Origin of the sequence: Pseudomonas sp., assembly GCF_030696055.1 — a bacterium.
In the GTDB taxonomy this organism is placed as follows: Bacteria; Pseudomonadota; Gammaproteobacteria; order Pseudomonadales; family Pseudomonadaceae; genus Aquipseudomonas.
In genome coordinates this window covers 1-6,010 of sequence record NZ_JAUYNP010000059.1, presented here as the reverse complement: position 1 = coordinate 6,010, position 6,010 = coordinate 1, and the positions used below count along the sequence as shown (strand labels likewise).

General features: G+C 62.3%; 5 protein-coding genes. 4 read left to right on the top strand and 1 reads right to left on the bottom strand.

Annotated elements, in window-relative coordinates:
• On the bottom strand, positions 1-1,604 hold a 1,604-nt coding region (locus tag Q8Q83_RS03545; protein WP_305621172.1), incomplete at its 3' end, for a CarD family transcriptional regulator.
• 131 nt (positions 1,605-1,735) lie between these two features.
• Between Q8Q83_RS03545 and Q8Q83_RS03540 the strand changes: the two genes are divergently transcribed.
• The 4 genes from Q8Q83_RS03540 to sthA form a co-directional block, all read left to right on the top strand.
• Positions 1,736-3,202: a glyceraldehyde-3-phosphate dehydrogenase gene (locus tag Q8Q83_RS03540; RefSeq protein ID WP_305621171.1), complete on the top strand. Its 1,467-nt coding sequence runs from the start codon at positions 1,736-1,738 to the stop codon at positions 3,200-3,202.
• Positions 3,203-3,342: 140 nt separating this feature from the next.
• Positions 3,343-4,365: an FAD:protein FMN transferase gene (locus Q8Q83_RS03535; RefSeq protein WP_305621169.1), complete on the top strand. Its 1,023-nt coding sequence runs from the start codon at positions 3,343-3,345 to the stop codon at positions 4,363-4,365.
• On the top strand, positions 4,362-4,574 hold the full coding sequence (gene nqrM / locus Q8Q83_RS03530; RefSeq protein WP_305621167.1) for a (Na+)-NQR maturation NqrM: 213 nt from the start codon (positions 4,362-4,364) through the stop codon (positions 4,572-4,574). Before Q8Q83_RS03535 ends, nqrM begins: the two co-directional genes overlap by 4 nt.
• Before the next feature lie 144 nt (positions 4,575-4,718).
• The coding region (gene sthA / locus Q8Q83_RS03525; protein WP_305621165.1) for a Si-specific NAD(P)(+) transhydrogenase at positions 4,719-6,010 on the top strand (1,292 nt) is incomplete at its 3' end.

Sequence of the window (6,010 nt, the reverse complement as noted above, 5' to 3'; positions counted from 1 at the left end):
TCGCTGCCGGTGTAGCGGGCGATCAGGTGCAGGCTGGCCACCGGCACATAGAGCTTGGCTTCCTCGGCGTACATCAGGGCGAGGAATTCGGCGGCCTGGCCTTCGATCTCCAGGGTGACCAGGCCCAGGTAGCGGCCGACGCCATGATCGATATGCACCACAGGCGCGCCTTCTCGCAGTTCGGCGAGGTTCTTGATGACGTTATCGCCGCCATCGCGGGACTTCTCGCGGCGCCGGCGCTGCATCACCCGTTGGCCGAACAGCGGGCTTTCCGCCACCAGGGCCAGGTTGTCCAGCAGCAGGCCGTCATCCAGCGGGGCGATGCAGATGCCCAGGCGTTCGCGGCTTTCGACGAAGGCCGGCCAGCTGTCGAATTCGTTGGGTTTGAGCTTGAGGCGCGCCAGCAGCTCCAGCAGCACCTCGCGCCGTCCCGCCGACTCGGCGCAGAACAGCACGCGGCCCGGATGTTCCTCGATAAAGCGCCGTAGCGCGGCCAGGGGTTCAGTCGCCTTGGCCTGGATCGCCAGGTCCGGCAGCGCTTGTGCGTTAAAGCGCTGGCGGCCGACCCCTTCTTCTATATCGTCCTGGCTGACCACCACCCGCGGCCAGTTCTTCAGGCGGGCGAAGCAGTCTTCCACCGGCAGGAAGATATCGGCGGGCGGCAACAGCGGGCGCTCCGGATCGACCCGGCGTTCTTCGTAGCGGCTGCGGGCGTCGACCCAGAAGTGTTCGGCGGCCTTCTCGATACCGGGTAGGGAAAACACCTGGGTGTCCTGCGGCAGGTAGTCGAACAGGGTGGCGGTTTCTTCGAAGAACAGCGGCAGGTAATACTCGATACCCGCCGGGGTGATGCCGGTCGACAGGTCCTGATAGATAGGGCAACGGCGGAAATCCACATCGAAGCGCTCGCGAAAGCGCCCGCGGAAATCGGTGACGGCCTTCTTCTCCAGGGGGAATTCCTTGGCCGGCAGCAGCTTGATCGACTCGACCTTGTCGATCGAACGCTGGGTCTCCGGGTCGAAGGTGCGCAGGGTTTCGATCTCGTCGTCGAACAGGTCGATGCGATAAGGCTGATTGCTGCCCATGGGGAACAGGTCGATCAGGGCGCCGCGCACGGCGAACTCGCCATGCTCGTACACCGTATCGACGCAGCGGTAGCCCGCCGCCTCCAGGCTGCTGCGCATCTGATTGAGGTCGAGGCGCTGCCCCACCTGCAGCACCAGGCTGCTGCCGAGCAGAAAACGTTTCGGCGCCAGGCGGTGTAGGGCGGTGGTGATCGGCACTACCAGCACGCCGTGTTTCAGCTCCGGCAGGCGATAGAGTGCGGCGATGCGCTGGGAAATGATGTCCTGGTGCGGCGAGAACAGGTCGTAGGGCAGGGTTTCCCAGTCGGGGAAATGCAGCACCGGCAGCGTCGGGGCGAAGAAACTCAGCTCTTCCTGCAGGCGCTCGGCGCTCTGGCTGTCGGCGGTCAGCAGCAGGGTAAAGCGTCGGGCAGCGCTGGCGGCTTCGGCAATCGCCAGGCTCAACGCGGCACCGGGCAGGTTGCCCCAATGTTGTTTTCCGGCGGTGGCCGGCAGGGACGGCAGACGCAGTACGGACACGGGCGGCTCACGGTCAAGGCACAAGGTCGCCGATTGTAGCGGGCGTTTATGGGCGGTGTCAGTTACGACAGCCGTGCATTGCTCATGCAAGCGTGCGCCGTCATAATGTAGCCCCTTTTTTCAGCCCCTACATGTGGAAGGTACTGCCCGTGACTCAGAAGCCCGACCAGTGTCTCGGTGAGTGGATCGATCGAGAAGCCCTTGCGGAAGCGATGATTCCGATGATTGGTCAACTCTACCGTAACAACAGCGTGGTCACCTCGATCTACGGACGTGGTCTGATCAACCGTTCGGTGATCGACATCCTCAAAGCCCACCGCTTCGCCCGTCACCGTCTGGCCGACGACGCCGAGCTGTCGGTACACGAAACCTTCCCGATCCTGAAAACCATGAGCGAGCTCAAACTGGGCGCCGCCTCCGTGGATCTGGGCAAGATGGTCAGCAAGTTCAAGGCCGAAGGCGCTGGCCGCAGCATCGAGCAGTTCGTCAAGGACGAGCTGGCCGATGTGGTCGGCAAGCAGAACGGTTCGGGCCGCGAAGGCACCGACGTGGTGCTCTACGGCTTCGGTCGTATCGGCCGCCTGCTGGCGCGCATCCTGATCGAGAAAACCGGTGGCGGCGATGGCCTGCGCCTGCGCGCCATAGTCGTGCGCAAAGGCGCGACCAATGACCTGGTCAAGCGCGCCAGCCTGCTGCGTCGCGACTCGGTACATGGCAAGTTTGACGGCACCATCACCATCGACGAAGCCAACAACACCCTGACGGCCAACGGCAACCTGATCCAGGTGATCTACGCCAAGGACCCGAAGGAAGTCGACTACACCCAGTACGGCATCAAGAACGCTCTGCTGGTGGACAACACCGGCGTATGGCGTGACGCCGAGGGCCTGGGCCAGCACCTGGCCTGCCCGGGTGTCGACCGCGTGGTGCTGACCGCGCCGGGCAAGGGCGCGCTGAAGAACATAGTGCACGGCATCAACCACAGTGAAATCACCGCCGATGACAAGATCATCTCGGCCGCTTCCTGCACCACCAACGCCATAGTGCCGGTGCTGAAAGCGATCAACGACCAGTACGGCATAGTCAATGGTCATGTGGAAACCGTGCACAGCTACACCAACGACCAGAACCTGATCGACAACGAGCTCAAGGGCGATCGCCGTGGTCGTAGCGCGCCGCTGTACATGGTGATCACCGAAACCGGTGCCGCCACCGCAGCCGCCAAGGCCCTGCCGATACTCAAAGGCAAGCTGACCGGCAACGCCATTCGCGTACCGACGCCGAACGTGTCGATGGCCATTCTCAACCTGAACCTGGAGAAGTCCACCACCCGTGAAGAGGTCAACGAGTACCTGCGCCAGATGGCCATGCATTCGGACCTGCAGAAGCAGATCGATTTCGTCAGCTCCCAGGAAGTGGTCTCCACCGACTTCGTCGGCTCGCGCCACGCCGGTGTGGTGGATGCCGAGGCGACCATCGCCAACGACAACCGTGTCGTGCTCTACGTGTGGTACGACAACGAGTTCGGCTACAGCTGCCAGGTGGTGCGCGTGATGGAAGAAATGGCAGGGGTCAACCCGCCGGCTTTTCCGCACTAAGCCTTAGCTGAGATGAAAAACGGGAGCCCAGGCTCCCGTTTTTTATTGCGCAGTAACCCTGGTCGCGGCTGTTATCAAGCTGTTGGTCGATTGGGTGTGGAGGAGGAGAATACCCTGCTCAAGGATTTTGGCGATTAAGCATGAATTACCTGCTATTCCAGCCCGTTATCGCTGGCGCCTTGGCGGTAGCCCTAAGCGGTTGCTGGTCGTCCGAGCGTATCGAAGCGTTCGGCGGCCCGACCATGGGCAGCAGCTACTCGATCCAATATGTACGCGGTAAGGATTCCCCCGATCGCGAGCTGCTCAAGGGCGAGACCGGCGCCATCCTGGCCGAGCTGGACCGGCAGTTGTCCACGTATCGTGCCGATTCTTTGGTCGAGCAGTTCAACCAGGCGCCCGCGGGCAGCTGCCAGGCCATGCCGGGGGCGGTGCTGCAGCTGGTGGAGGCGGGGCGGCTGCTCAATCAGCAGAGCCAGGGGGCCTTCGATCTGACTTTGGAGCCTTTGCTCGACCTCTGGGGTTTTGGTCCCAAGGCGCGGGGCGAGCAGGTGCCGGCGCCGGAGTTGTTGGCCGCCGCGCGTCAACGCAGCGGTATGCAGTATCTGCGTGTCGACGGCGAGCAACTGTGCAAGGATGCCGACATCCAGCTGGACTTCAATGGCATTGCCGCCGGTTATGCGGTGGATCGCATCGTCCAGCGTCTGAATGAGTTGGGCGTCGACAGTTATCTGGTGGAAGTGACGGGGGAGCTGAAGGCCGCTGGCAGAAAGCCGGATGGCCAGTTGTGGCGCATCGGGCTGGAAGCGCCGCAGGAGGGGCAGCGCGTCGCGCAGCGGATCTTGGCGCTGGATGGCTACGGGATTTCCACCTCGGGTGACTACCGTAATTACTTCGAAGAGAATGGCCGGCGTTACTCCCATACCCTCGACCCTGCAGCGGGTGCACCTGTCATGCACAAACTGGCGGCGGTGACAGTGGCCGATCGGTCGGCCTTGCGCGCCGATGGCTTGTCTACAGTGCTAATGGTGCTGGGCCCCGAGCGTGGCCTGGCCTTTGCCGAGCGCCAGGGCATTGCGGCGTTTTTCGTGACCCGCGCGGGTGAGGGCTTCGTCACACAGAGTACGCGCGCTTTCCAGCAGCTATTCGCTGCCGAAGAGCAATGATTGGGTTAATGGTTTTTTACAGCATGCTGCTGGTGGTGCCCTCGATGGCGGTTGCTGTAAGCATGGGGCGCAGGCCGATTGCCGGCTCCTGTGCTGGTTTCACCAATATGGGTATCGAAAAGCAATGTTCGATCTGCGGCGCTAGCCGCGAGAAGGGCGAAGAATTCAACAGTGGCACGGCCGAGAGCAGCCCCAAGCGGCTGGTTTAGGACGCGACCAAGCGCTAATCGTTTTGCAGTGGCCCGAGCCTTAAGCTGCTGCGACTAAAGTACCGATTGCCAGGCTGCCTGATGCAGTGCTGGCCCTGCCGAGAGTGCGACATAAGTGCTCCGGTGTGATCTGAAGGAGTAAACATGGCGGTCTACAACTACGATGTGGTGGTGCTGGGCTCGGGTCCGGCGGGTGAGGGGGCGGCGATGAACGCCGCCAAAGCCGGGCGCAAGGTGGCGGTGGTCGACAGCCGCCGCGAGGTCGGCGGCAACTGCACCCACCTGGGCACCATTCCGTCCAAGGCGCTGCGCCATTCGGTACGGCAGATCATGCAGTTCAACACCAACCCGATGTTCCGCCAGATCGGCGAGCCGCGCTGGTTCTCCTTCCCGGATGTGCTGAAGAGCGCCGAGCGGGTGATCGCCAAGCAGGTCACCTCGCGCACCGGCTACTACGCGCGCAACCGCATCGATGTGTTCTTCGGCACCGGCAGCTTTGCCGATGAGCAGACCATCGAAGTGGTGTGCCCGAATGGCGTGGTGGAAAAACTGGTGGCCAAGCAGATCGTCATCGCCACCGGCTCGCGCCCTTACCGGCCGGCGGATGTGGATTTCGGTCATCCGCGGGTCTATGACAGCGACACCATCCTCAACCTCAGCCACACCCCGCGCCGGCTGATCATCTACGGCGCCGGGGTGATTGGTTGCGAATACGCGTCGATCTTCAGCGGTCTGGGGGTGGTGGTCGACCTGATCGACAACCGCGATCAGCTGCTCAGTTTCCTCGATGCGGAAATTTCCGACGCGCTGAGTTACCACCTGCGCAACAACAACGTGCTGATTCGCCATAACGAAGAGTACGAGAGCATCGAGGGCCTGGAGAACGGGGTGATTCTGCACCTCAAATCCGGCAAGAAGATCAAGGCCGATGCCTTTCTCTGGTGTAACGGCCGTACCGGTAATACCGACCAGCTGGGCCTGGAGAATATTGGCATCAAGGTCAACAGTCGCGGCCAGATCGAGGTCGATCAGAATTACCGCACTTCGATCTCCAACATCTATGCCGCGGGCGATGTCATTGGCTGGCCCAGCCTGGCCAGCGCCGCCTACGACCAGGGGCGCTCGGCGGCCGGGAATATAGTCGACAACGACAGCTGGCGATTCGTCGACGATGTGCCGACCGGCATCTACACCATTCCGGAGATCAGCTCGATCGGCAAGAACGAGCGCGAACTGACCCAGGCCAAGATTCCCTACGAAGTGGGCAAGGCCTTCTTCAAGAGCATGGCCCGGGCGCAGATTTCCCATGAGCCGGTGGGCATGCTGAAGATCCTGTTCCACCGCGAAACCCTGCAGATCCTCGGTGTGCACTGCTTCGGCTACCAGGCTTCGGAGATCGTGCATATCGGTCAGGCGATCATGAACCAGAAGGGCGA

What these genes read in the sequence shown, in the direction of transcription:
- Q8Q83_RS03540 (WP_305621171.1), top strand. Translation starts at nt 1,736, where the DNA reads ATGTGGAAGGTACTGCCCGTGACTCAGAAGCCCGACCAGTGTCTCGGT.
- Q8Q83_RS03535 (WP_305621169.1), top strand. Translation starts at nt 3,343, where the DNA reads ATGAATTACCTGCTATTCCAGCCCGTTATCGCTGGCGCCTTGGCGGTA.
- nqrM (WP_305621167.1), top strand. Translation starts at nt 4,362, where the DNA reads ATGATTGGGTTAATGGTTTTTTACAGCATGCTGCTGGTGGTGCCCTCG.